Source organism: Archangium sp., assembly GCF_057119385.1.
Map to the genome: position 1 here is coordinate 82311 of NZ_DBNGVP010000092.1, position 22938 is coordinate 105248.

Annotated in this window: 21 protein-coding genes and 2 tRNA genes; 8 read left to right on the forward strand and 15 right to left on the reverse strand. The window is 69.4% G+C overall.

Features of this window, described 5'->3' with window-relative positions; translation table 11 throughout:
* Positions 1–15: 15 nt before the first annotated feature.
* The 3 genes from AC16DP_RS21740 to AC16DP_RS21750 all read right to left on the reverse strand — a co-directional run bounded on the left by AC16DP_RS21740 (position 16) and on the right by AC16DP_RS21750 (position 2670).
* Positions 16–1866, reverse strand: coding sequence for an Hsp70 family protein (locus AC16DP_RS21740; RefSeq protein ID WP_329733943.1), 1851 nt, complete (start codon positions 1864–1866; stop codon positions 16–18).
* Between the two features lie 18 nt (positions 1867–1884).
* The gene (locus tag AC16DP_RS21745) at positions 1885–2499 is read right to left on the reverse strand and encodes a DUF2760 domain-containing protein (protein WP_329733944.1); all 615 of its coding nucleotides are present in this window, start codon (positions 2497–2499) and stop codon (positions 1885–1887) included.
* A 95-nt stretch (positions 2500–2594) separates the two neighbouring features.
* Positions 2595–2670 (reverse strand) — tRNA-Ala (locus AC16DP_RS21750).
* A 179-nt stretch (positions 2671–2849) separates the two neighbouring features.
* Between AC16DP_RS21750 and AC16DP_RS21755 the strand changes: the two genes are divergently transcribed.
* The 4 genes from AC16DP_RS21755 to AC16DP_RS21770 all read left to right on the forward strand — a co-directional run bounded on the left by AC16DP_RS21755 (position 2850) and on the right by AC16DP_RS21770 (position 8086).
* The gene (locus AC16DP_RS21755) at positions 2850–5216 is read left to right on the forward strand and encodes a tetratricopeptide repeat protein (RefSeq protein WP_329733945.1); all 2367 of its coding nucleotides are present in this window, start codon (positions 2850–2852) and stop codon (positions 5214–5216) included.
* Between the two features lie 112 nt (positions 5217–5328).
* On the forward strand, positions 5329–6216 hold the full coding sequence (cyoE, locus tag AC16DP_RS21760; RefSeq protein WP_329733946.1) for a heme o synthase: 888 nt from the start codon (positions 5329–5331) through the stop codon (positions 6214–6216).
* A gap of 7 nt (positions 6217–6223) precedes the next feature.
* A complete protein-coding gene (locus tag AC16DP_RS21765) occupies positions 6224–7150 on the forward strand; it encodes an ABC transporter permease (RefSeq protein WP_329733947.1) in 927 nt (308 codons plus the stop codon).
* A gap of 117 nt (positions 7151–7267) precedes the next feature.
* Entirely contained in the window at positions 7268–8086 is an 819-nt protein-coding gene (locus AC16DP_RS21770) for a carboxypeptidase regulatory-like domain-containing protein (RefSeq protein ID WP_329733948.1), read from the forward strand.
* Positions 8087–8171: 85 nt separating this feature from the next.
* On the opposite strand, the gene AC16DP_RS21775 is transcribed toward AC16DP_RS21770, so the two are convergent.
* From AC16DP_RS21775 to AC16DP_RS21790, 4 genes are read right to left on the reverse strand one after another with little or no spacing between them, the layout of a single operon-like run.
* Positions 8172–9569 carry a HAMP domain-containing sensor histidine kinase gene (locus AC16DP_RS21775; RefSeq protein ID WP_414640803.1) on the reverse strand — a complete coding sequence of 466 codons (1398 nt, stop codon included), beginning with the start codon at positions 9567–9569 and terminating at the stop codon, positions 8172–8174.
* Positions 9570–9583: 14 nt separating this feature from the next.
* Entirely contained in the window at positions 9584–10258 is a 675-nt protein-coding gene (locus AC16DP_RS21780) for a response regulator transcription factor (protein ID WP_329733949.1), read from the reverse strand.
* Positions 10259–10273: 15 nt separating this feature from the next.
* Entirely contained in the window at positions 10274–10513 is a 240-nt protein-coding gene (locus AC16DP_RS21785) for a hypothetical protein (RefSeq protein WP_329733950.1), read from the reverse strand.
* Between the two features lie 36 nt (positions 10514–10549).
* Positions 10550–11038, reverse strand: coding sequence for a periplasmic heavy metal sensor (locus AC16DP_RS21790; protein ID WP_329733951.1), 489 nt, complete (start codon positions 11036–11038; stop codon positions 10550–10552).
* 229 nt (positions 11039–11267) lie between these two features.
* Here AC16DP_RS21790 and AC16DP_RS21795 point away from each other — a divergent pair, with 229 nt between their 5' ends.
* Entirely contained in the window at positions 11268–11474 is a 207-nt protein-coding gene (locus AC16DP_RS21795; protein ID WP_047856399.1) for a cold-shock protein, read from the forward strand.
* 155 nt (positions 11475–11629) lie between these two features.
* Positions 11630–11998 (forward strand): cupin domain-containing protein, encoded by a 369-nt coding sequence (locus AC16DP_RS21800; protein WP_329733952.1) that lies wholly within the window; start codon positions 11630–11632, stop codon positions 11996–11998.
* 245 nt (positions 11999–12243) lie between these two features.
* Here the strand turns inward: AC16DP_RS21800 and AC16DP_RS21805 are convergent, their stop codons facing one another.
* The 8 genes from AC16DP_RS21805 to rpsU form a co-directional block, all read right to left on the reverse strand.
* Positions 12244–12594: a DUF2019 domain-containing protein gene (locus AC16DP_RS21805; RefSeq protein ID WP_329733953.1), complete on the reverse strand. Its 351-nt coding sequence runs from the start codon at positions 12592–12594 to the stop codon at positions 12244–12246.
* Positions 12591–14033: a SitA5 family polymorphic toxin gene (sitA5, locus tag AC16DP_RS21810; protein WP_483956847.1), complete on the reverse strand. Its 1443-nt coding sequence runs from the start codon at positions 14031–14033 to the stop codon at positions 12591–12593. The genes AC16DP_RS21805 and sitA5 overlap by 4 nt, the downstream gene beginning before the upstream one ends.
* A gap of 312 nt (positions 14034–14345) precedes the next feature.
* Positions 14346–14418 (reverse strand) — tRNA-Ile (locus AC16DP_RS21815).
* Between the two features lie 92 nt (positions 14419–14510).
* Positions 14511–14843 (reverse strand): MGMT family protein, encoded by a 333-nt coding sequence (locus AC16DP_RS21820; protein ID WP_329733955.1) that lies wholly within the window; start codon positions 14841–14843, stop codon positions 14511–14513.
* A gap of 258 nt (positions 14844–15101) precedes the next feature.
* Entirely contained in the window at positions 15102–17267 is a 2166-nt protein-coding gene (rpoD, locus tag AC16DP_RS21825; protein WP_483956848.1) for an RNA polymerase sigma factor RpoD, read from the reverse strand.
* A gap of 89 nt (positions 17268–17356) precedes the next feature.
* Positions 17357–19192 carry a DNA primase gene (dnaG, locus tag AC16DP_RS21830; RefSeq protein ID WP_329730733.1) on the reverse strand — a complete coding sequence of 612 codons (1836 nt, stop codon included), beginning with the start codon at positions 19190–19192 and terminating at the stop codon, positions 17357–17359.
* Positions 19193–19458: 266 nt separating this feature from the next.
* Positions 19459–19917, reverse strand: a complete 459-nt coding sequence (locus AC16DP_RS21835) for a GatB/YqeY domain-containing protein (protein ID WP_329730732.1) — start codon at positions 19915–19917, stop codon at positions 19459–19461.
* 89 nt (positions 19918–20006) lie between these two features.
* Positions 20007–20201, reverse strand: coding sequence for a 30S ribosomal protein S21 (gene rpsU / locus AC16DP_RS21840; RefSeq protein ID WP_002621505.1), 195 nt, complete (start codon positions 20199–20201; stop codon positions 20007–20009).
* A gap of 119 nt (positions 20202–20320) precedes the next feature.
* On the opposite strand from rpsU, the gene AC16DP_RS21845 reads away from it, so the two are divergent.
* Together AC16DP_RS21845 and AC16DP_RS21850 are read left to right on the forward strand one after the other, a co-directional pair.
* The gene (locus tag AC16DP_RS21845) at positions 20321–21916 is read left to right on the forward strand and encodes a HEAT repeat domain-containing protein (RefSeq protein ID WP_329730731.1); all 1596 of its coding nucleotides are present in this window, start codon (positions 20321–20323) and stop codon (positions 21914–21916) included.
* 60 nt (positions 21917–21976) lie between these two features.
* Positions 21977–22891, forward strand: a complete 915-nt coding sequence (locus AC16DP_RS21850) for a GGDEF domain-containing protein (protein ID WP_329730730.1) — start codon at positions 21977–21979, stop codon at positions 22889–22891.
* Positions 22892–22938: the final 47 nt, after the last annotated feature.

A 22938-nucleotide genomic window follows, 5' to 3' on the forward strand; every position in this document is an offset into this window, starting at 1 on the left:
CGCGCGGGGCTCCTTCTACTCCTTCATGCGGACGTTGAGCTCCAGCTTCCACTTGCCGGGGCCGTCCTTCTGCAGGCACCGCAATTCCAGCGTGCCCACCTCGGTGACGGCGGCCTGGAGGTTGACGGGGGTGAGGTCCCCGAAGGGCGTGGGCGTGCCCGGGAGCGTCGTCTCGATGGGGGCGAGCTCCTCGAACTCGGCACTGTCCACGTCGTCCACCAGGACGCCCACCTTGTCGTCTCGCCGCACGGACGAGGCGAAGAAGCGGAAGCGGGTGGGCTCGCCGGTGACGAGGCCGAACTCCTGCGGAGGCACGTCCGCCTGGGTGCCCTCCTCCATGCCGAAGGGGGCCACGCACAGCGCCTTCACCGGGGGCTCCATGCCGGGCACGGCGGGCATGGCCGTCTCCACGCCCACGTAGTAGGCGCGCGCCGTGCCGCCGCGGATGCGCAACCCATGGCCCTGCCGCACCCAACCGTAATAGGCCGCGCCGCGCGCCACGGACAGGTCCAGGTCCGCGCCCGCGAGCTCCTGGGCCGGCTGGCCACCGTCCGCGGTGAGCCACGCGTTGAGCACCTCCATCACCCGGGCCTTGAGCGGGCCCGCCTTGAAGACGCCGCCGTTGAAGAGCACGGCGGTGGGGTGGATGAAGGACTTGCCGCCCACGTTCACCGGCGAGTCCGGCGAGCTGGCCAGCGCCTGGGCCTGCCGGGTGAGGAAGGCGGCGAGGTGCTTCGTCACCGCCGGGTCCTGCGCGTACGGCAGGGCCATCTGCGCGAGACCGGTGCGCCGGGCCACGCGCGGCAGCTCCGCGACGGGGGAGGGCGGGAAGAAACCATCGGTGAGGACGCGGTCCAGGTCCTCGCGGGCCAGCTCCGTGCGCAGCGTGCCGCCGATGAGCGACGAGCCGCGGCCCGGAATCGCGATGGGCGCCTTGGCCATGGACGGATCGCCGTACAGCGTCTCCTTGGCCATGCGGCAGCCATAGGTGAGGGCGTTGAACTGCCACGCGTCGAGCTTCTTGCCCTCGGCGGTGAGGCGCTGGTTGAGCGTGTGCGCCAGCGCCAGGTCCATGTTGTCGCCGCCCAGGAGGATGTGGTCGCCCACCGCCACGCGGGTGAGCTCCACGTCGCCCGCGCGGTCTCGCACGGTGATGAGCGAGAAGTCCGTGGTGCCGCCGCCCACGTCCACCACCAGGATGACCTCGCCCACCTTCACGCGCTTGCGGAAGGCCTCGCCCTGCGCCTCCAGCCAGGCGTAGAGCGCCGCCTGCGGCTCCTCCAGGAGGATGATGTTCTCCAGGCCCGCGGCCTTCGCGGCCTCGAGCGTCAAATCCCGCGCGGCGGCGTCGAAGGAGGCCGGGACGGTGATGATGACGTCCTGCGCGGCCATGGCGTTGCCGGCGTCCTCCTTCGACCGGGCGAAGGTGTGGTCCCACGCCTCGCGCAGGTGGCGCAGGTAGCGCGTGGAGGCCTCCACCGGGGACACCCGCTGCACCTCCTCGGGGGCCTGCCAGGGGAGCAGCGCGCCGCGCCGGTCCACTCCGGGGTGGCTCAGCCAGCTCTTCGCCGAGGACACCAGCCGGGTGGGCACCTTGGCGCCGTGCACGCGGGCGAACTCCCCGGCGATGCTCGTGGCCGCCGGGTTCCACGGCAGTGCCAGGCTCCCCTGGGGGAACTCCTGGCCGCCGGGCAGGTAGAGGAACGAGGGCAGCAGCGTCCGCGCCTCCACGGTACCGGGTGCTATCAGCTGCGGGATGGGCAGCATGGACTGCGCCGCGCCGCGCGCCTTCGCCTCCTCCAGGTTGAAGTAGGAGACCGCGGAGTGCGTGGTGCCGAGGTCGATTCCAATCGCGTATCGGGCCATATGCGCTCCAATCTGGTGTCAGGACAGCTCGACTTCAGCGGGCGACAGCACCCGGGGATCCATCGCCGCGCTGGTGGACGGGAATTTCACGGCCGTGGTCATCCACCCGTGGTGCTTGAGCGCCCCCGTATAGGGAGGCTGGCCCGCCACGTTGCCGGTGAGGCGGATGCGCTGGGCATCGAAGCCCGCGGGCACGTTCACCCGGTCGCCCTCGGACTGGGGCAGCACCGGCTCCAGCGTGAGGTACTGGCGCAGCACCTTGCGGCACCCCTCGTGGACGATGCGGGCCGCGGCGCCCACGTCCGCGTCCGGGAACGACGCCACGTCCTCCTGGAGGAAGTCGATGAGGCGCCCCTCGCGCTGCAGCATGGCGAGGAACTGGAGGGCCGGGGCGTGCTCCCGCTCGGGGGGCAGCGCGGCAACCGGCTCCTTCTTTTCCGGCGCTTTTTCCGGAACGGGCTGTCCAGCGGGCTGCTCGGTGATCGGCTTTCCTGCCGGGAGCTCGCCCGCCGCGTCCGCCTGCTGCAGGGGGAGGACCGCCCGGGCGAACGCCGGGTTGGCCCAGATCCGCCAGAAGCACAAGAACGCGAGCCAGAAACGAGCGAAGAACGAGAGCGAAGGCTGGTCGGTCATCGGCTCCGGATAACAGACCCCCGGAGCTTTTCAATTCACTCGTAGGCCAAATGAAAAGGGCCTCACTGTTTCCAGTGAGGCCCTTCCCTGTTGCATGGTGGAGGTGGACGGGATCGAACCGACGACCTTCGCATTGCGAACGCGACGCTCTCCCAACTGAGCTACACCCCCGCAACCAACTATGTGTGCCAACCGGCGGGGCTTTTTCTCCGCCGCCGAAAGACGAACGGGCAGATACAGGACCCTATTCCACGTGTCAAGCCGGGAATCTTCCGGGCCTCTTGCGCGATTGACGCGCGGCAACTCGGGGTGTCATAAGAACCCCCTCCCATCAGGCGCTTCCCATCGGAATGTCTACTCCCTCATCGAAGTTGAGCCCGGCCGAGATTACGAAGCTGGAGCAAGCGTTTGCTTCGGATCCCTCCTCCGACGCGTACAAGCCGCTGGCCGAGGCGTACCTGGCCGCAGGTCGCTTCATGGAGGCCATGGTCGTCTGCAAGAAAGGGGTGAAGGCCCACCCTGATCGCGCGGATCCTCGTCTCCTCCTGGGCCGCGTGTACGCGGAGCAGGGCAAGGACAAGAAGGCCCTGGAAGAGGTGCTCGGCGCCCTTCAGGTGCAGCCCACCGACAAGGCCTCGCTGCGCATGGCGGGGACGCTGCAGCTGAAGACCGGAGAGGGCGAGGCCGGCAAGGCCAACCTTCTCAAGGCCTACGCCGCGGACCCCGCGGACGCCGAGACGCTCGCGGCCATGCAGCAGTATCAGGTGCAGCCGCCCCAGGCCGCCGCGCCCGCTCCGGCGCCCGTGGCCGCTCCGGCCCCCGTCGCCGCTCCGGCGCCTGTCGCCGCGCCCGTGGCCGCTCCGGCTCCCATGGCCGCCGCGCCCGCTCCCGCCGCCGAGCCCGCTCCGGCTCCCGCCGCCGCCCGCAGGCGTCCGGTGGCCGCCGAGCAGGATGAGGAGGAGGCTCCGCGTCCCAAGGCCCGCGCCGAGAAGCCCGCCAGCGCCCCGGCCCGCCGCGCCGCGCCCGTCGTGGTCGACGAGGACGATGACGTCGATGACGACGACGCGCCTCGCAAGTCGCGCAAGAAGGGCGGCGGCAGCGCCAGGTTCATCACCCTCGGCCTGGTGATCGCCGTCCCCCTCATCCTGGGTGGCTACTTCTGGCAGGGGCGCATGGCCGCCCAGCGCAACCGGGAGATCAAGAAGCAGCTCGACGCCGCCACCGAGCAGCTCAAGCACGACTCGTTCGCCTCCTACAAGAAGGCCTGCGAGGCGGCCGACAAGGCGCTCGAGGTGGACGACACCTCCACCGCCGCCCACGGCTACCTGGCCTACGCCTACGCCATCCGCTGGGGTGAGCACGGCGGCGGCGACGACGCCCGCAAGCGCGCCGAGGAGCACCTGGCCTCCGCCAAGAAGAGCGGGGAGATCAGCTCGCACCTGTACGCCGCCGAGGCGCTCATCAAGACGTACGGTGGCAAGGGCAAGGACGCGCTCGGCGAGCTCGAGGGCCGCGTCAAGAAGTTCGACGAGGAGGGCAAGCGCAGCTCGCTGCTGTACCTCACGCTCGGCCTCATCCAGATGAACGCGGGTGACCTGGACCGCGCCAAGGACAACCTGGAGAAGGCCCAGGGCCTGTCTCCGGATGATCCGCGCATCTACGCCGCGCTGGGTGCCGCGTACCGCCGGCTCGGCCAGGACGCCATCGCCTGGAAGAACTACGACTTCGCGCTGCGCTACGAGAAGGACCACCACGAGTCCCTGCTCGGCAAGTCCCTGCTGATGCTCGAGCAGGACGAGGCCAACTTCGGGCTGGCCGCGGTGATGATCAAGAAGCTGCTGGATGCCGATCCGCCTCCGTCGCCGCGTCAGCTCGCGGCGGCCAACCTGGCGCGCTCGCTGCTCATCTCGCGCGTGTCCGCGTCCATGGAGAAGCTCAAGCCCGAGGAGCAGGCCAAGCTGGCCGAGGCCACCGGGGTGCCCACCGACAAGGAGAAGGCGCGCCAGGAGCTGACCAAGGCCGAGGAGACGGGCTTCACGCTGGACAAGGCCAGCCCCGAGCTGTCGCTCATCAAGGGCCGCCGGCTGCTCTCCGAGAACGAGTACGACAAGGCCGCCGAGGAGATCCGCAAGGCCATCAAGATCGATCCCACGCGCGCCCAGTTCTACGTGGAGCTGTCCAAGGCCCTCATGGGCAAGCAGGGCGGCGAGAAGGAGGCCGCCGAGGCCCTCGTCACCGCCATCAAGACCATGGGTGACAGCCCCAAGCTGCTCACCATGCTGGGCAACGCCTACCGCAAGCAGAACAAGCTCAACGAGGCGATCGACGCGTACAAGCGCTCGGTGAAGGAGCCGAACGCGAAGAACCCCGAGGCCCGCCTGGCCATGGGCACCATCTTCCGCGAGCGGGGCGAGTGGACGATGGCCCAGGAGTCGCTGGAGAAGGCGAGCACCGAGTTCATCGGCCAGCCGGACCGCAACGCCACCGCGCTGCTCGAGCTGGCGCGCGTCTTCGAGGGCAAGGGCGACCCCGCCAAGGCCGACGAGACGTACCAGAAGGCGCTCAACGCGGACGAGAACTACTGCCCGGCCTACTACTTCTACGCGGCGTTCCTGAAGAAGGACCCGAAGCAGGCCACCAAGGCCAAGCCGCTGGCGCAGCAGTACATCACGTGCGCGCCCAAGGGCGAGTACGTGGCGCAGGCCGGCGCGTTGTGAGCCGGACTGCCGCTTCCGACAAGCGGTGCTGATGTCGACGGGCGCGGGGATGGTGAAAATCCCGCGCCCGTTTGCTTGAAGTGCGACTCCCCTCTGTGTAAGGGAGTCAGCCGTGAGCGCGCGTGCCGTGAGTCATCAGTCGAGCTTCGCTTCGGATCTGCTGTCCCTCACCAAGCCGAGGCTGTCCGGGCTGGTGATCGCCACCGCCGCGGGCGGCATGTGGCTGGCGCCCGGCGAGCTGACGGTGCCGCGCATCCTCGTGACGCTGCTGGCCACCGCGGGCACGGTGGGCGCCGCCAACGCGCTCAATTGCTACTGGGAGCGGGAGAGCGATCGCTTCATGGCGCGCACCCGCAACCGTCCGCTGCCCTCGGGGCGCATGGAGCCGGGCGTGGCGCTGGGCTTCGGGCTGGCCCTGGCGGCCCTGTCCCTGCCGGCGCTCGCGCTGGGCGCCAACCTGCTCACCGCGGGCCTGGGCCTGGTGGCGCTGCTCAGCTACGTGCTCGCGTACACGCCGCTCAAGGCGCGGACGTCCGCCTCCATGCTGGTGGGCGCGGTGCCCGGCGCGCTGCCTCCACTCATGGGCTGGACGGCCGTCACGGGACAGATCGACGCGGGCGGCTACGTCCTCTTCGCCATCCTCTTCCTGTGGCAGATCCCGCACACCATCGCGATCGGCCTGTTCCGCAAGGACGAGTACGCGGCGGCCGGCCTCAAGACCGTGGCGCTGGAGCGCGGGGAGGACTCCAGCCGGCTGCAGATCGTCCTCTACCTGGTGGCGCTGGTGCCCATGACGCTGCTGCCCTTCCAGCTGCGCATCGCCGGGGCGTGGTACCTGGCGGCCGCGGTGGTGCTGGGCCTGTCCTTCCTCGGACTGGGGGCGACCGGGCTCTTCCGGAGCCTGGGAAGGCCCTGGGCCCGTCAGACGTTCCTGTTCAGCCTGCTGTACCTGGCCGGCCTCTTCGCCGCGCTGATGCTCGACAGCGGGGGACACGGTTGATTCGAGGATGATGCACTCCGCGGTGCCCCTGCTGCAGCTCGACGGCCTCACCCGGCGCTTCAAGGCGCGCGTGGCGCTCGAGGGGCTGAACCTCGCGGTGGGCGCGGGCGAAGACACTCCCGCCTTCACCGAGGAGCGTGCGCCGGGCGGGCTCGCGCTCCAGTGGTCCACCGTGCGCGTGCTGCTGGCGCGCGACGTGGTGCGCTTCTTCCGACAGCCCAGCCGGATTGTGGGCGCGCTCGCCCAGCCCATCCTCTTCTGGTTCGTCATCGGCGCGGGCTTCGCCGGCTCCTTCCGCGTCGAGGGCGCGCAGGGCCTGGACTACCAGCGCTTCTCCTTCCCGGGTGTCGTCACCATGGTGGTGCTCTTCAGCGCCATCTTCGCCACCATCTCCGTCATCGAGGACCGGCGCGAGGGCTTCCTCCAGTCGGTGCTCGCCGGGCCGGGCTCGCGCCTGGCGGTGGTGCTGGGCAAGGCCCTGGGCTCCTCGGCCATCGCGCTGCTGCAGGCCTCGCTCTTCCTCCTCTTCGCCCCCATGGCCGGAGTGAAGGCCGCCACCCTGGATGTGCCGCTGCTGCTGACGGTGATGGTGCTCTCCGCCCTGGGCCTCACCGGCATGGGCATCGCCCTGGCCTGGTGGGTGCGCTCCACCGCCGGCTACCACGCGGTGATGAGCATCGTCCTGCTGCCCATGTGGGTGCTCTCCGGTGCGATGTTTCCCCTCAAGGGGGCCGGGCCGCTGTTGGCGTGGGTGATGCGCCTCAACCCCATGCGCTTCTCCGTCGAGGGCGTGCGGCGCGCGTTGTATGGCGCCGAGGCCTCGCTCGCCGTGGGCACCGCTTCTTCTGGCGCGGGTCTCGAGGTGCCCGTGCTGCTGGTGTTCGCCACCGTCTTCCTGGGGCTCGCCGCTTTGAGCGTTAGTAGACGCGAATAGCCGGAATAGCTGTTGTTCCGTTGGTTCCGCGACCTCTCTTCTGTTACGAGGGGTCCCCATGACATCTGGCCGCTGTGCGCGACCCGATACGCGTCGGCGACACGAGGGAGTGTTCACATGAAGTTGCGTACGCTGGGCGTCGCGGTGCTCGGTGCGGTGGGACTCGCCGCCGTGCCGGCCTGCCAGAAGCACGAGGCCCCTCCGGCCGCTCCCGTGGCCAAGGCCCCCGCTCCCGCGCCCAGGGCCGAGGCTCCCGCCCCAGCGCCCGCTCCGCCCGCCACCGGTGGCGGCACCGTGAAGGGCACCATCGCCTTCAAGGGCGCTCCCCCCACGCCCGCCTCCATCAAGCCCAGTGATGATCCCGCCTGTGATGGCATGGCGCTGAAGGAGCAGTCCGTCCTGGTGACGGACGGCAAGCTGGCCAACGTGCTCGTGCGCGTGCGCGGCCTGGTGCCCCACTCGCGCCCAGGCGAGCCCGCGCTCATCGACCAGCAGAAGTGCTCCTATACCCCGCGCGTGCAGGGCGTCACCGCCGGGCAGCAGGTGTTCATCAAGAACGGCGACGGCACGTTGCACAACGCGCGTGCGCTGAATGGCACGAAGACCGTCTTCAACGTGGCCCAGCCTCCCAACGCCAAGGCCGTGCCCCGCCCCCTGCCCGCCGATGCCGAGGTCATCCGCCTCAAGTGTGACATCCACCCGTGGATGGCCGCCTGGGTGGTGGTGAATCCGAATCCGTACTTCGCCACCTCGGGCTCGGATGGCGCCTTCTCCATCGAGCACCTGCCCGCGGGCACCTATACCCTCGAGGCCTGGCACGAGACGCTCGGGACCAAGACGGCCGAGGTGTCCGTCAAGGAAGGGGAGACGGTGACGGCCTCCTTCGAGTTCTCCTCCGAGGACGCCAAGGGCACGGCTTCCGGCGGGGTGAAGTAGGCACGGGTCCGGGGCTCCGGTGGGAACCCGGGGCCCGGATACCCTCACCCCCGCCCTCTCCCGAGGGGAGAGGGAGTGGCGGTGTCTACGTCTGGACGCGAGAGGATGCCGGTGGGTGCTGGGTCGCGGCGGGGCCCTCGCGTTTCACGGTGAAGCCCACCCGGGCGCCTCCTCCCGGACGGTTCTCCGCGAAGGTGTCGCCACCGTGCGCCCGGGCGATTCGCTGCACCAGCGCCAGCCCCAGTCCCAGCGAGCCCGCCTCCCGGGCCTCGCCGCCCCGGTCCTTCCGGTAGAAGGGCGCGAAGATGCGCGTCTCCTCGCCGGGCTGCAGCCCCGGGCCGCGGTCGTCCACGCAGAAGGCGAGCTGTCCGTCCCGCTCGAGCAGCCGCAGTGCCTCCACCCCCTGGCCGTGCTTGCGTGCGTTGTCCAGCAGGTTGGCCAGCGCGCGCCCCAGCAGCGTGGCGTCTCCCGTCAGCTTCGCCTCGGGCAGCTCCACGGACAGTGCCTCCGCGGGCAGCCCCGTACGCTCCAGTGCCCGTGCCGCCAGGTCCTTCCCGTCCAGCTCCCGGGGCGTCAGCTGGCCGAAGTCCAGCCGCGAGCTCGCGAGCAGCTCGCCCACCAGCGCGTCCAGCTCCACCACCTCGCGCTCCATCTGGTCCGCCGTCTGCTCCGAGCCTCCCGCGTCGCGCATCAACTCCACGAGCACCCGCATGTGCGCCAGGGGCGTGCGCAGCTCATGGGACACTGCGGCCAGCAGCTCGCGCTGATCCGCCATCTGCCGCTCGACGCGTGTGGCCATCTCGTTGAAGGCGTCGGCCAGCACGGACATCTCGCCGGTGGCGTAGCGGCCCAGATGCACGCGCGTGTCCAGCTTGCCCTCGCCCAGCTCCTGCGCCGCCCGCGCCAGCGTGTCCAGCGGCCGCGACAACCTCCGGGCGAGCCACCCCGAGGCCATCCACAGCGTGGTCCCGGCGAGAATCAGCACCATCGGCCCGCGCCAGGGCGCTCCCCGGGGCCGGGTGTGTCCGTAGCAGGCGTTCGCCGTGCCGAGCCTCACCCCGCCACGCTCCACCGGTACGGACATCTCCGCATGGGGAGGGCAGGGCTCACCGGCCCGAGACAGCAGTGCTCCGGAGGCATCCCGCAGCTCCACGCTGACGAGCAGGTCCTCGGAGATGGAGCGCACGAGCGCGTCCCGGCGCACCGGATCGTCCCACACCTCGACGAGGCGGTTGTTGATGAAGGTGCGTGCGCGAGTGGCCTCCTGGCGCCAGGAGCCATCCCCCATCAACCCGCCCATCACGCTCATCACCGTGCCCACCACCAGGCCGGTGGTGAGGATGGAGACGCCGAACCAGACGAAGAGCCGGCGGCGCAGCCGGGCGCGGATGAAGTGCCCCAACCGGCTCATGGGCCCGTAGCGGTGCCCGGCCCGGAGCCTGTGCAGGGGGTGGACCGGGTGCCCGTGCGGGTGGCGTCTCATGGGCCCTCTCATGGTCACTCCTTGGTGAAGAGGTAGCCCACGCCGCGCACCGTCTTGATGAGGCGGTTGCCCTCGTCTCCCAGCTTCTGCCGCAGGTGGGAGATGTGCACGTCCACGGTGCGCTCGCCCACCACGGTGTCGCTCCGGCCGGCCTCGCCGAGCAGTGCATCGCGGGGAATGACGCGCCCGGCCCGCCGCACCAGGGCCACCAGGAGATCGAACTCGAGCCCGGTGAGCTCCACCAGCTTGCCGCCCGTGCGCACTTCCCGGGCCGACACGTCGATGGAGACGCCACTGGACTCCAGCTTCTCGGCCACGGCCGCGGGCTGGGCGCGCCGCAGCACGGCCCTCAGGCGCGCGAGCAGCTCGCGAGGGCTGAAGGGCTTGGCCAGGTAGTCATCCGCGCCGAGCTCCAGGCCCACCACGCGGTCCGTCTCGTCGCCGCGCGCGGTGAGCATGATGACGGGCAGGGTGCTCTTCGCGCGGATGCGCCGGCACACCTCGAGCCCGTCCATGCCGGGCATCATCACGTCCAGCAGCACGGCGTCGTAGGTGCTGGCCTCCAGCGCGGCCAGGCCGCGTCCTCCATCGGGTGCATGGGTGACGGTGATGCCGTTCTGCCCGAGGTACTGCGCGAGCAGCTCGTACATCCGGGTGTCATCATCGATGAGGAGGACGCGGGTGGCCATGGGAGAGCACCGACTCTACTGCACCTGTGGACCCTGGGGCGCCTGGGCCTGGGGCTGCGGACCCTGCGGGGCCTGGGCGGGCGCCCACCGCGGGGCGCCGGAGCGGAAGGAGTCGTCGTCATAGGCCCGGCCCTGGCGGCAGTGGCCACCGTAGGCGTGACCGTAGCGGTGCCAGCGGTAGAGGCTGGCGAAGCCGGAGGAGTAGCCCGCGACGGTGCCGAGGGCGAGCAGGGCGATGAGAAAGCGGCGGCGCATGGTGTGTTCCTTTCCTGGTTCCGGGTGGAGGAGTGCTCAGCAGGACCGGGCGCCGCGCCAGCCGCCGCAGCCGCCGCCGTAGCCGGAGTGGCGGTAGCCGTGGCCCCAGCCGTGCTCGAGCATGTCCGCGAGCTCGCGCCGCTGCTTCGCATCCAGCGCCTCGTGGACCTTGGAGAGCGAGGTGCGCAGCGTCTTGCGGAGGTTGTCGATGAGCTCGTCGTGCTTCGCGTCCAGCTCGCGCAGGGCGGCGGCGTCGAAGGACTCGCCCCGCAGCGAGCGGGCGGCGGCGGCGCGGGTGGCGCTCATCTCGTCGCGCATCTTCGCGAAGGCCTCGGTGAGATCATCCGCGGCCTGGACGAGCACCTTCTCCTGGCCGGGCGAGGTGTCCAGGCGCTCGAAGAGCCACCGCATGCGGCCGCGCCAGCTCCAGCGGCCGGGGCCGCCGTGGCGGTGGTGCCAGCGGCCGCGGCGCAGGGTGTAGAAGAGACCGGCCAGGCAGGCGGTACCGAAAATGAATCCGAACATGTGCTGCTCCTTCCGTGAGCGGCCGGGCAGTCAGGAGCCCGGCATCCATCGGTTGGTGCAGAAGGTACGGGGGGGGTGTGAAGGGGGCGCCCAGTACTTATGAAGAAGTGTGAAGGCCACCCACTGGAATGGGGGGGAGGTGCGGACCGTTAACCCCCACAGGCACTTCAATGGGTAGGAGTGCCCGTCTGTAGTCCGTAGAACGCACGTGCAGAAAGCAGGGAAGTACATGGCAACCGGTACCGTGAAGTGGTTCAACGACGCGAAGGGCTTCGGCTTCATCGCGCCGGACGCGGGTGGCGAGGATGTGTTCTGCCACCACTCCGCCATCAACATGGATGGCTTCCGCTCCCTGGCCGAGGGCCAGAAGGTGGAATACGAAGTGACCAAGGGCCCCAAGGGCCTGCAGGCGCAGAACGTGCGCCCGGCGGGGTGACAGGCCTCGCCTCCACGGCCTGAGAAGGCCGTGTCCTTCGCGCCCGCTCTTCCCGTCGAGGGGGGAGCGGGCGTGTCGTTGCGGGGTTGGTGTGGCCCGGCGCTCCTTACCTTGTCCGGCAAAGGACAACCGCCAGCGTCCGCGAAGGAGACGAGATGGGCGACACCAGCGTGAAGAAGGTCGACTCCCACTTCTCCCCGAAGGGGGAGATGGGGCAGAAGTACCTGGCCGGAGGCATCCGGGTTTCCATGCGCCTGTGGGAGAACGAGCAGCCCGCCGAGCCGCTGCCCGCCGCGGCGCGCGACTACGAGACGGTCGGCTACGTCATCAAGGGCCGCGCCGAGCTGCACCTCGAGGGCCAGGTGCTGCTGCTCAACCCCGGGGACTCGTGGCTGGTGCCGAGAGGCGCGAGCCACACGTACAAGATTCTCGAGCCCTTCACGGCGGTGGAGGCCACCAGCCCGCCGGCGGCGGTGCACGGGCGCGACGAGAAGGAGAAGAACCGCGAGGGCGCCAAGGCCTGACGGTGGGGAAGGGGAGTGGGCCCTCCTGGATTCGAACCAGGGACCCATCGGTGAGCCGGGAGCGGGCGGGTTGGCAGGGGGTCGCCGCCCCTGTCACCGGCTCGCAGCCTGCGGAAAGCACTGGGGTTTCCAGTGGCGTGGAGACGGAGTCGGTTGGCACCGTTTCCACCGTTTCGACTCCGCGTGGTGCGCCATGCGTATGCGCCCAGGAGCCACACCATCTCCCCGGCGGACGTATCTAATTCTTAATCCACATCCAAGCTCCAAGTGCCCGCGTTCCAATGCTTCAACGCCTGGGATGCCTCAAAAGGAATCAGGCCTTCCCCCTTGGCTGCTTCCTCTAGAACGGGCCTGGCTTGCTCTGGTCGCTCGCTGAGCAGAAAAACCGCCGCGTAAACCCGAACATCCATGCGCGGATGCGCAAACAACGCCGCGAGTGCGTCCCGCCCCGCCTCACCGTGGTCTCGCAATTTCTTGAAAGCCGCCGTGTAACGCCTGGCGCACTTGTTTCCGGCCTTGCTATCACCTCTCATGATCGCATCTGTCTGTGCGGCCACGTTTCGAGCGAACTCCTCCGCAAGGCTCTCCACGTTCATTTCCAGATTCCTTTTTTGATGTTCTCGATCGCCAGCAAGCCAAACTCCCGCTGTGCCTCGTAAGACTGGGTGCTGAGCCACTTCCTGACCGTCAGCTTTGTGGACTTCGTGATGGCCGGTCGAATCGACGAATAGAAAGCACTGATGTCTGTGTGTAAATCCTTATCCAGGGCAATGACGTTTTCGGTGTTATGCAGGGCTGCGCCACCAAACCGTTTCTCATTCCCAGGAGTCTTCTCCACGATGTGATGCCATTCCTTTCCCGTCCCCGCGGAGCCCATGGCCGATTTGAAGCCACCAAACGACCCCCACGCCCTGTGTCCGTTAGGGAGGAGCTTGCCCCGAGCCGGTGCAGGACTCCCAGCGCTCACGCTCCGGGCAGCCATGGCCACGGCATGAGGCGCCATCACCACGCGGATCGTCCTCTCTGGCACCGAGAAAATAAGGCGCTCGGCTCCCGTTGCCGTCTCCAGCAGGCCCAAGCCGGTACTCGCCGCTACTCTCTCCGACGCTTGCGTGAATCCGGGGAGCATTGGGGCCTTGGACGCAAGGGCCACCGTTTCACCAATGGCCGCCGTCCCAACAATGACGAGAATCCGCACACTGTTGGGGCCAATGACACGCCCGAAACGCTCGCCGATCTCGCGCAACTCCGCAAAGGTAGAAGCCCGGGCTGCATCTTCGTAAAGCTGTGCATAGGCTCGCAGCAGGTCGAAGAATTCATAACCGAGATAACCCCATAAGGCGGCACTGAATACCAGGGCCGCGCCCTTTGTCACCGGATCTGGCACTGGTGCCAACAGCAGCGCCATATAGGCCGTGATGCTGATGCTAAGCATTGCCATCATCCGTGTGGGGTCGAGCATGGCCCGGACTTCCGCGTTGACTCCTTCCAGGGCTGGCCCAATCGCCAGGGCGAGCGCAAGGCTTCGCTTGTCGTCATCCTGGATGCGGGGCCCATCTTCAAACAGTGTCAGGCAATCCCCCGGAGTGCCGCACCGCTCGCAAAACAGACCATAGGACCGGGCGAGGTCTGATTGCCACGCTTCGCCGCTCGATGGCGCGGAAGCCAACGCCAGCCTACGGCCCACATACAACGGTGGGCGGGACGCTACCACCCGAAGCGGCATGTTGAGCCAGAGCGTTGTCATGGCTGCCGAAAACTCAGCGTCGCTTACTTGCACAGGCGCGAAGTCCGTGGGCAGCCTGGCAAAGAAAGCCTCTCCCGTGTCCTCGTTCTCGGCTTCTGGCTCCGGTTCCCACGGCTCGGGCGAGTCGTGCGACACCGGCGGACGGTAACGGGAAGCCGTCAAGCCTCCACCCTTGGGGGCCCCCGTGGCGCACGCTGTAACCAGCATCAGTGACGCCAGCGCCAGCGCGCCCGCGCGCAGGGGCCGTCGTGTGTCCATGTGACGAGTATCGACAGAAGGCCTGGGCATTGCCTCGCCTCTCCGGGCGAGCCGCCCGAGCAGAAAGTCCAATCCCGTCGAATTACAAAGAGCGGCTGACAAGCAGGTCAAGCCGTCGAGTCTGGTGTATTGCAGGCGTCTACTGGAAGCTCGACGTCGAGGACATGCGCGCGGGCCTGGAGCAGTTCAGCTTCCGGCCGGTCGAGGAACCCCTTGCCGAGGTGCTCCCGCTGGCCGTGGGCGGCCCGCATGGTGCGCCGGTGGTGCGGAGTTCGCAGGAGGCAGGATTCCGCTCCTGTGCCTCAGCGGAAAATCCTGAGGCGCGGTGCGGGGGAAGGGGAGTGGGCCCTCCTGGATTCGAACCAGGGACCAATCGGTTATGAGCCGACAGCTCTGACCGCTGAGCTAAGGGCCCCCCAGACACACCGGACGGCGCTGTGGGCGCCGCACTGACCCGGGAAGTATCGCGCACCCCGCGCGCGCGCAAGAGGGCGCGTGCCTCGCTGCTCAGCGTTGCACGCGCCAGTGCGTGCCCTGGCCTTCCAGGCGCACCCCCTCGGCCTTCAGCCTCCGCGCCTGCTCCACCGCCACCGCCGGTGCCAACAGCCCGTCCGAGCGGATCACCCGCCACCACGGCACGTTCTCCAGCGTCTTCAGCTCCCGCCCCACGCCTCGCGCCGCCCCCGGCCTCCCCGCGTACAGCGCCACCTGCGCGTATGAGCGCACCTCGCCCCTTGGAATGGCTCGCACCGCCCGGCGCACGGCCTCGGGGAAGGGGAGGGGTTTCGGGGGCTCGGGTCGGGGCTTGCTCCTGCTCGCTGTCTTCCGTTTCGCCGGCATGTGGCCTCCCTGCTCAGGGCAGACCCTCACCCTGGCCCTCTCCCAGTGGGAGAGGGGATCGCACACGAAAAAGCCCCCGGTCCTCTTCGGAACGGGGGCTTCTTCTTACCCACTCTCCGGCCCTCGGGGCATGACCCAGGGGGGCGGATACCCTCACCCCGACCCTCTCCCGGAGGGAGAGGGAGGGTTTAGGGAGGGTTTAGGGAGGGTTTAGGGAGGGTTTGGCGAGGGGGTGGACGAGGCTGGGCGCTCTTCTGCTCAGCTCTCCACGAAGGAGCGCAGGCGCTTGGAGCGGCTCGGGTGACGCAGCTTGCGCAGCGCCTTCGCCTCGATCTGACGGATGCGCTCGCGCGTCACCTCGAAGTCCTGGCCCACCTCTTCCAGCGTGTGGTCGCTCTTCTCGCCGATGCCGAAGCGCATCCGCAGCACCTTCTCCTCGCGCGGCGTCAGCGTGGCCAGCACCTTCCGCGTCTGCTCGGCCAGGTTCATGTTGATGACCGCGTCCGACGGCGACACCAGGCTCTTGTCCTCGATGAAGTCGCCCAGGTGGCTGTCCTCTTCCTCGCCGATCGGCGTCTCCAGGGAGATCGGCTCCTTGGCGATCTTCAGCACCTTGCGCACCTTGTCGAGCGGCAGCTCCATCTTCTCCGCGATCTCCTCGGGCGTCGGCTCGCGGCCGATCTCCTGCACGAGGTAGCGGCTGGTGCGGATGAGCTTGTTGATCGTCTCGATCATGTGCACCGGGATGCGGATGGTGCGGGCCTGGTCCGCGATGGCGCGGGTAATGGCCTGGCGGATCCACCACGTGGCGTACGTGGAGAACTTGTAGCCGCGCTTGTACTCGAACTTGTCCACCGCCTTCATCAGGCCGATGTTGCCCTCCTGGATCAGGTCCAGGAACTGCAGGCCGCGGTTGGTGTACTTCTTCGCGATGGACACCACCAGACGCAGGTTGGCCTCGACCAGCTCCGTCTTGGCGCGCTCGGCGCGGCGCTCACCCATGCGGATGGCCTCGTAGTTGCGCCGCAGCTCCTCCACCTCGAGGTTGGCCTCCTCCTCCACCCGCTTGATGTTGCGCGTGGCCGTGCGCACGTCGCGCTCGAGCGCCTCGATCTGCTCGGTGGTGGCGTTCAGCTTGCGCTGCGCCTTCTTCATGGCCTCGGGGTCTTCCTTGGCCTCGCGCAGCAGCTCGCGCAGCGTGTCCATCGGCACGCCGTAGCGGCGCTCCTGCTCGCGCAGCTCCGACTCCGCCTTCTCCACGCGCTCGATGAGCCCCTTGAGGTTCAGGACGATGCGGTCCACCTGCTTCTTGTTCAGCCGCATCTCCTCCAGGACCTCCATCATCTTGGTCCGGAGATCCTTCACCTCCTGCTTGAGCTCCTTCTTCTTGACGTCGGTGAGCTTCTTCTTGCCGGAGAGCTCCGCATCGAGCGCCTCGCAGTCCTTGGCGAACTTGCGGATGCGCTCGATCTGCTTGTTGATCTGCTCGATCTTGTTCAGCTCGCTCTGCGCGAGCTGCGCCGGCTGGCCCTCACCCTCGGCGCCCTCCTCGGCGGCCTCGACCTCGGGCTCCTCACCCTCGGCCTGGGCCTCCTCGGGCGCGTCCTTGATGACGTCGCGCACGCGCAGCTTGCCGTTCTTCAGCCGGTTGCCGATGTCGAGGATCTCGACCATGGCCACGCGGCAGGCCAGCAGCGCCCGCAGCACTTCCTTCTCGCCGTCTTCAATCCGCTTGGCGATCTCCACCTCGCCCTCGCGGGTGAGGAGGCTCACGCTGCCCATCTTGCGCAGGTAGAGGCGGACAGGGTCGTTGGACTTGCCACCCGGCTCGTCGTCCTCGTCCTTCTCGTCCTCGTCGGCCTCGGCGCGCTCTTCCTCCACCGCGACCGTGGGCTTGATCTCCGTGCTCTGGGCGGCCTTCTGGGCGTCGACGATCTCGATGTCGTTGTCGCCGAACATGCTCATCACGTCGTCGATCTGATCCGACGACACGATGTCCGCGGGCAGGGCGTCGTTGACCTCGTCGTAGGTGAGGAAGCCCTTCTCGCGACCGGCGGCCAGGAGATCCTTGACCTCCTTGCGATCGGCGATGGGCTCCTCATCCACCTCGTCCTCGACGGCGTCGGGATCCACCTCGACGGCGGCGGCGGCCTCTTCGGCGGCTTCCTCGGGGTCGACGTCGCCGTCGTCCACCTGGGTGACGGCCTTGCGCTTCTTGAGCGTCTCGGTGGCCTTCTCGGCGGCGGCGGTCTTCTCGCTGCGCTCGGCCTTGTCGGCCTTCTTCGCGGAGAGGGCGGGCGCGGCCTCAGCGCCCTCGGTACCCTTGGCCGAGGCGTCCTCCGGCTTCTTCTTCTTGCGGATCTCCGGGGCCACCTTCTTCTTGGGCTTGACGGCCACCTTCGAGGAGGGCTTCTGCGTCGGCATTCGGGTACTTCTCCTTGGAAAAACAGGGACCTGGCCTGGAGCGAGCCGGCCGATCTATCGCAAAGTAGAGGATTCTTACAAACGCGAACTCAAACCGGTTGCATGGGGGCCTTTGTTCCCGGGGGGGACGGGCGGATTTCCTCTTCCACGCGTTTCTTGAGCGAAAGGAGCTCGATTCGTTGGGAGAGGAGCTGTTTCGTCTCCTCCGAGAGGTCGATGGCCCCGGTCATCTGGCTGGTGGTGCGCTTGATGTAGTCCAGCTGCTGATTGATGCGGCGCAGCATGATGGCACGGCACAGCTGGAGGAAGTAGTGCTCCAGGGCGGAGCCCTGCTGCTCGGCGAGCTGGCGGGAGGCGGCCTCCACGGCGCGTTTGAGGGTGTCGTGCGCCTCGAAGAGGGCGTCCTCGGCGCCGTGGCCCGAGGTGGCGTGGGCGAGCACCAGCCGGAGGCCGGGGTGGGACAGCTCGTCGTGGACGCGGAAGGTGTCGCGGACCACGAGCCGGGGCTCGCGCAGGACGGCGGCCACGTAGAGCGCCTCCAGGGCGTCCGGGGGCTTCACCGGAGGCGGGCGGGGCGCCGGGGCCTGGGGCGCCGCTCCCCTGGCCGGTGGCTGACCGGGCTTGGGCGCGGGCTTCACCGCGGGGGGCGGTGCCTTGCTGCGCAGGGAGGCTTCCAGCTCGGCCGCGGGCAGGCCGCACCAGGCGCTCAGGGCGCCGAAGAAGGCCGAGCGCACCAGCCCCACCGGCAGCTGCGCCGACACGGGCTTGAGGCGCTCCAGGGCGGCCATCTTCTCCTCGAAGCTGGCCTCCTTCCCCTGGGGCAGGAGGGTGAGGAAGACGTGATTGGTGAGGGGCCGGGCCTCGGTGAGCAGCCGCTCCAGGCCCACGGCGCCCTCGCGGCGGATGAAGGTGTCCGGGTCATCGCCCTGGGGCAGCAGGGCCACCTTGGCGGCCGCTCCCGCGGCGAGCAGGGGGCCGGCCAGGCGCTCCACGGCGGCCAGTCCCGCCTGGTCTCCGTCCAGCAGCAGGAAGAGCTCCCGGGCCTCGGCGCGGCCGAGCACCTTGAGGTGCCCCGGGGTGAGCGCGGTGGAGCACAGCGCCACCGTGTGCTTCACCCCCTCCTGGTGCAGGGCGATGCAGTCGAAGTAGCCCTCCACCAGCACGGCGGCCTTGCGGCGGCGGATCTCATCGCGCGCCTGGTCCATGCCGAAGAGCGTCTCGCTCTTGTTGTAGAGCCGGGACTCGCGGGAGTTGAGGTACTTGGGGCCCTCCTCCGCGTCCACCAGCCGGCCGCCGAAGGCGATGGGGCGGCCCTCGGGGGCGCGGATGGGGATGATGAGGCGGCTGCGGAAGAAGTCGAAGTAGCCGTCCCCCTTGTTCCGCCTGTTGACGAGGCCCGCGTTGAGGCCCCATTCCACCATCCCCGCCTTGGTGAGCCGGTCCGCCAGCGACGTCCACGCCGCCGGGGCCCAGCCCAGCCCGAAGGCCTTCGCCGTCTCCTCGGAGATGCCGCGGCTGGCGAGGTAGGCCCGGGCCCGGCGTCCCTCCTCCTCCCACAGCAGCGCCCGGAAGTGCTCGGCCGCCAGGTCGGTGGCCTCCTTGAGCTGCTGCCGCTCCCGGGCGCCGGGGTCCTGCGCCGCCTCCAGGTCCACCCCCACCTCGCGGGCCAGGTCCCTCACGGCGTCCAGGAACGTCTTGCCCAGGTAGCGCTGCACGAAGGACACGGCGTCACCGCTCGCGCGGCACCCGTGGCAGAAATAGAAGCGCTTCTCGGGGACGACGTAGAAGGAGGGCGTCTTCTCCTGGTGGAAGGGGCAGCGGCCCTTGAACTCGCGCCCGGCCTTCTTGAGCTCCACGTAGCGCGAGACGAGCCCCACCAGGTCCACCCGCTCGAGGACTTCCTGGATCTTGTGCTCGGGGATCATGTGTCCCACCCCCTCCGCCCGGCGCGAGCGGACCGCCATGGTCCGCACACCAGCCCCTGCGGACGAGTATGGGACGGGCCCCTGACATGGGCGAGGGAGGTCCGGCTCGGGTCGACGATGTGGAGAAGGAAGGGCATTTCGGCGCGTCGGGAACCGTCCGGGTGGGTGGACGGGAAGCGACCGGATACCCTTAATGGCCGATCAGCGGCCGGGCAAGTTCTCGAAGAACCCGCCCGGTGCCGTTCGAGGCCGGAAGGCCGGGACTGCTACAGCTTGGACAGCTGGTTCTTCACTTCCTCGGAAATCGCGCGGCCCTCGGCGCGGCCCTGCAGCTTGGGGGTGAGGAGCTTCATCACCGCGCCCATGTCCTTGGCGCTCTTGGCACCGGCCTCGGTGATGGCGGCCTGGACCTCGGCGCGCAGCTCGTCCGCGGACAGCTGCTTGGGCAGGTAGTTCTGGAGGACGGAGATCTCCTGCTCTTCCTTCTCGGCCAGCTCGGGGCGGCCTCCGGACTTGAACTGCTCGACGGAGTCGCGGCGCTGCTTGATGAGGGTGCCGATCACCTGAAGGATGGCGGCCTCGTCGAGAGGGCCGGTGGCGCCGGGCTCCACTTCCTTGTACTTGATGGCGCTCTTGAGCATCCGAAGGACGCTGGTGTTGAGCTCGTTCTTCGACCGCATCGCGTCCTTGAGGTCGGCGTCGATGCGCTCCCTGACGGTGGCCATGGCAGTGCTCCAGGTATGTGTGGGAAGGGTGCTGAACGGACGAAAGCCGGGGCGCTCGACTGACGCGTCCCCGGCTCACGAAAGGGCGGCTAGTACGTCTTGCGCGCCTTCTTCACCGCGCGCTTCTTGGCCGCGAGAGCCTTCTTCTTCCGCTTCACGGAAGGCTTCTCGTAGTGCTCGCGCTTACGGATCTCGGAGAGAATACCAGCCTTCTCGGTAGCCTTCTTGAAGCGCTTGAGGGCGCTCTCGATGGACTCACCATCCTTGACTCGAATGCCGGGCATAACTGTCACCTCCTTCCGTGTGCCTGGAACTGTAGGGGGCGCCGATATGACGCAGCGGGCGTGAAAACGCAAGGACACCCGCAGAAAAGGATCCACAGGGTAGGGTAAAGTGGACCCTCGTGAGTTCCGTCCTGTTCCTCGTCCTGCTGTTGTCGGCTGGCCAGCACGGCGGCCAGGGAGCCCTGGGTTGCTGGTCGTCCTGCCAGCGGCACGTGCAGGAGCAGGCCCTCCGCGCCCGCGTCTGCCAGCTGTGCGTCACCACCGGCCGGGCCGATGCCTGGGTGCTGGAGTTGGGACGCACCCGGGGGCTTCCCGCCCAGGAGGGGCTGCGCTCGGCCCTGACGGATCCGGACTGGCGGGTGCGCTGGGCCGTGCTGCGGGCCCAGGCGAAGGCCCGGGGACACACCGAGCCACGCACCCTGGCGGACTGGGTGGCCGAGGCCCCGGCCAGGGACGAGGTGCTCGCCTGTGTCACCGCCGCGCGAGCCGCCGCCAGTGCCGGCAAGTCCACGGCCGCCTACTTGAAGGAGGCGGGGGCCAGGGGGGGAGCGGCGGCCGCCCGCGTCTGGGCCCGCCGGGAAGCCATCCGGGAGGCGCTGGAGGTGGAGGTGTACTCCGAGCAGGCCGTGCTCCGGGGCGAGGCGCTCACCCACCTCGCCACCTTCCTGGGCAGGCCACCGGCCCGGGTGCTGCTGGAGTCCATGGCCCAGCGCCCCGAGGCGGGGGACCCGGCCGCCGCCTCCGCGCTCCTCTCGGTGGCCGAGAAGCAGGGCTCCTCGGTGGGACGGATGCTGCTGGTGGAGGCGAAGCCGCCGGATCAGGCCCTCATCAACCGTCTGTTCGCCGTCTACTCGGCGGACCTGGAGAAGCTGCAGAAGGGGCTGGCCTCCCTCGACATCGCCGAGCGGCGCGCCACCGTGCAGTCGCTGCGGCGCTACGGCCCCCTGGCACAGCGCGAGCTGGAGCGCGCGCTGGTGGACTCCGAGGCCCAGGTGCGCCGGCTGGCGGCGCGGGGGCTCGCCGAGGCCGAGGGCCTGCCGCTGCTGGAGACCGCGGGCCGGAAGATCCGCGCGGAGGGGAGTTCGCTGGACACCCGGCGGACCTGGATGGAGGTGGCGGCGACCGAGAAGGTCTGTGAGCCGTTCCTCCTGGAGCTGGCGCACGACACCGGGCTTCCCGCCGACACGCGGGGCGAGGCGGTGGCCCGGCTCGCCGACTGCGACGGCGGTGCCAGGCGCCGCCTCCAACTGCTGGCTCCCTTTCTGGAGGATCCGCAGGGCCCGGTGCGGGCCGGGGCGGTGCGGGCGCTCGCCCTGCCGCGCTCGCCCGAGGCGGATGCCGCCGTCACCGCCGCGCTCGAGGACCCGGCGCCGGAGGTGGTGGCCGCCGCCCTCGAGGTGGTGGGCCAGCAGCGCCAGGCGGCTCGGGCGGAGACCGCGGTGACCCTGCTCGGCTCCCCGCACGCCCAGGTGCGCGAGGCCGCCGCCCGCGCGCTGGAGTGGATCGGCCGCCCCCAGCATGTGAAGCCCCTCGCCCAGACGCTCCAGGAGGACAGCGTCGCCTCGGTGCGGGTGGCCGCCGCCCAGACGCTGGCCCTCCTCGGAGGCCCCTTCGCCGCCTCCGCGCTCAGCCAGGCCCTCGCGAAGGATCCGGACTCCCACGTCCAGCACGTGGCCCGGCGCGGACTGGAGCGGCTCGGCTTCCGGACTCCTTGAAGGCAGTCCTTGCAGGCGTCTTGGGTAGGTGGGTATGGTTCGAGGTCTGGAGAAGTGCGCATGAAGATTACACGAGCCATCGTCATCGAGCCGGGAGCGGCGGCACGCCGCAAGCTGAAGGACGGTCTGGAGAAGGCGGGACTCGAGGTGTCCGCCGTGGCGGAGTGGGAGGAGGCGCCGGGCCGGGCCCAGCTGGTGGTGTTGGGGCCCTCGGTGGAGCGGCCGGAGCGGGTGGCTCGCGTGGTGCGGGCGCAGTTGCCGCAGGCGCTGGTGCTGGCCGCGCAGCAGACGCCCGGCAAGGCCGGCTTCGCGGATGGCGTCCTTCCGCTGCCCGTCTCCGCGAAGGATCTCCGGGTGCGCCTGCCCGAGCTGGTGAAGCTGCGGACGCTCTCGAAGGGGACGCCGGCGCGCAAGGCTCGCTCCGCTCCCGCCGCCGAGCCGGTGCGCGCCGCGGGCGAGCCGCTGTTGGATCCGCTCACCCAGTTCTACGTCTTCGCCCACTTCAAGGACTTCCTCTTCGTCGAGGTGAAGCGCTCCCGCCGCCATGGCCTGCCCCTGGCGCTCGCGCTGGTGGCGTTCGATCCGCTCCCGGTCCGCGCGGGCCGGGAGTTGCGCGAGCAGCTCCATGGAGGACTGGCGCTCGCCATCCGCCGCTCGCTGCGCGACACGGACTACCCGGTGCAGTACTCGGCGGACCGGGTGCTGCTGCTGCTGCCGCACACGGACCTCGCCGGGGCCCACACCCTGGCCCGCCGCGTCTGCGAGCGCGTCACCCGCTCCAGCCTCGCCTTCGATGACCAGGTCATCCGCCCCACCGTGTCCGTGGGCCTGTCCGCGCTCGCCCCCGGACGCGAGGTGTCCTTCGCCGACCTCGTGCGTCAGGCGCAGAGCTCGCTCGAGTCCGCACAGGCCGCGGGCGGCAACCGCGTGGAGATGCTCGCGGAGACTCCGGGACTGGAGATTGAGGGGACCTAGCGAAGACCCTCACCCCGGCCCTCTCCCAGGGGGAGAGGGAGGACAGG